1 pseudogene is annotated in these 497 nt (G+C 65.0%); it reads right to left on the bottom strand.

Annotated elements, in window-relative coordinates:
• Positions 1-356 (bottom strand): annotated as a pseudogene (locus G6R25_RS25750) (protein rep); the annotation flags it as partial.
• Positions 357-497: the final 141 nt, after the last annotated feature.

Here is a 497-nt window from a genome sequence, read left to right as displayed (position 1 = left end):
ATGCACCCGAGGTATCCGGCTTCCGCGCGTGCCTGCTTGACCTGGCGCTGATTCGCCGCCCACCGGCGCCCTTCGGCCAGGTAGCCGAGGGTTGTGCGCAGTTCATCTTCGGCGGTGTGGGGGATTGTTCGGGTCACGAAAACAGCCCCGAAACTGGCCTCGATGGCCCGGGCAATGGCCCGGGAGATTTCGTCGGCCCGCCGGAACCTGACCTTGGCCGAGCAAACCGGACAAACCCACCCAGATCCGCAGAGGAGCAGGCCGCCGTAGCGATGATGATCTCCGTTTTGGATCAGAGCAACGTCCGAGACGCCCAGCGGCAGGCCGCACTCGCGGAGCCTCCGGTTCGTCGTCACGCCGCGGAGGCCAAATCGCAAAACACTCCGGGCATCCTGGCGATCAAGCCATTCGGAGGTTTCCGAAGGGGCGCAGGGCAAATCGGGGTCCGCGGAGGCCCGTTTTGAGCTTGATCGCGGCTGCAAAGTTCGTGACGTACC

This window comes from Candidatus Frankia alpina (assembly GCF_902806485.1).
Lineage (GTDB): Bacteria > Actinomycetota > Actinomycetes > Frankiales > Frankiaceae > Frankia > Frankia alpina.
This window is presented reverse-complemented; position numbering and strand designations above follow the sequence as displayed.